1 protein-coding gene and 1 pseudogene are annotated in these 1,292 nt (G+C 72.4%); both read left to right on the plus strand.

The window, feature by feature from the left end; all coding sequences use genetic code 11:
• Window positions 1–55: 55 nt before the first annotated feature.
• Window positions 56–661 (plus strand): annotated as a pseudogene (locus OO57_RS47555) (transposase); the annotation flags it as partial.
• A 148-nt stretch (window positions 662–809) separates the two neighbouring features.
• Window positions 810–1,178, plus strand: a complete 369-nt coding sequence (locus tag OO57_RS47560) for a transposase (RefSeq protein WP_418909945.1) — start codon at window positions 810–812, stop codon at window positions 1,176–1,178.
• Window positions 1,179–1,292: the final 114 nt, after the last annotated feature.

Below are 1,292 nucleotides of genomic sequence, written 5' to 3' on the forward strand. Positions count from 1 at the left end.
CCGTTGGGGACGGGTCTATGTGCGTGGGCTGCTGCTGGACGGTGGGCGCAAGTCGGTGGAGCCGATGGCGGCCCGCTTGGGCGAGGACGGCAACCGGCAGGCGCTCGCGCACTTCGTGACTGCCAGCCCGTGGGACCCGGCGCATGTGCGGGCCCGACTGGCGTGGAGGATGCACAGCGAGCTGAAGCCGACCGCGCTGATCATCGACGACACCGGCTTCCTCAAGGACGGCGACGCCCCCGCGTGCGTGTCCAGGCAGTACACCGGCACCGCGGGCAAGGTCACCAACTGCCAGGTCGGGGTCTCGCTGCACCTGGCCGCCGACCACGCCTCCGCGGCCGTCGACTGGCGGCTGTTCCTCCCCAAGTCCTGGGACCCCGCCTCCGAGAAGGCCGATCCCGTGAAGGTGTCGCGCCGCGTGCGCTGCCGGATCCCCGCCGGCCTCGGGCACGTGGAGAAGTGGCAGCTCGCCCTGGACATGGTCGATGAGACCCGCTCCTGGGGCGTGCGCGTCCCGCTCGTCGTCGCGGACGCCGGCTACGGCGACGCGGTCGCGTTCCGACTGGGCCTGGGCGAGCGCGGGCTGAACTACGTGGTGGGGATCTCCACCACGCTCAGCGCCCGGCCGGGCTCCGCCCGGCCGTCCACCCCTGCCTACAGCGGGATCGGGCGGCCGCCGGTCGCCCGGTATCCCGATCCGGCGAAGAGCGTCAAGGCCCCTGGTGGTGGAGGCGGGGCGGAGGGCGGCCAGGCCGGTTTCCTGGCGCGAGGGATCCCGCCCCGGCAGGAGCCGCACCGGCTTCAAGCGGATGTACTCGCGTTTCGTCGCCCTGCGGATCCGCCCCGCCGGCCGCGAGATCCGCGATGCCACCGACGGCGTCGAGCCGCCCGAGTGCTGGCTGCTGGCCGAGTGGCCCGCCCGGGAGGCCGAGCCGGTGCAGTTCTGGCTCTCCGATCTGCCCGCCGACACCCCGCTGACCACCCTGGTCCGCTTGGCCAAGCTCCGCTGGCGCATCGAGCACGACTACCGCGAGATGAAGCAGGCCTTGGGCCTGGCCCACTTCGAGGGCCGCACCTTCAACGGCTGGCACCACCACGTCACCCTCGTCGCCCTGGCCCACGCCTTCTGCACCCTGCGGAGGCTGGCCAGGGCCCCAAAAGGAATGGCGGCGGGCTGAGTCTCTACCAGGTCGTCCGCGAGCTGCAGCTGGTCCTCGCCACCTGGGCAGGACACTGCCCGACCTGCCACCGCGACATACCCGCACTCAGGCGAACCTGACCAAGCCCTACTA

Source organism: Kitasatospora phosalacinea (assembly GCF_000717185.1).
Lineage (GTDB): Bacteria > Actinomycetota > Actinomycetes > Streptomycetales > Streptomycetaceae > Kitasatospora > Kitasatospora phosalacinea_A.

What these genes read in the sequence shown, in the direction of transcription:
- OO57_RS47560 (WP_418909945.1), top strand. Translation starts at nt 810, where the DNA reads ATGTACTCGCGTTTCGTCGCCCTGCGGATCCGCCCCGCCGGCCGCGAG.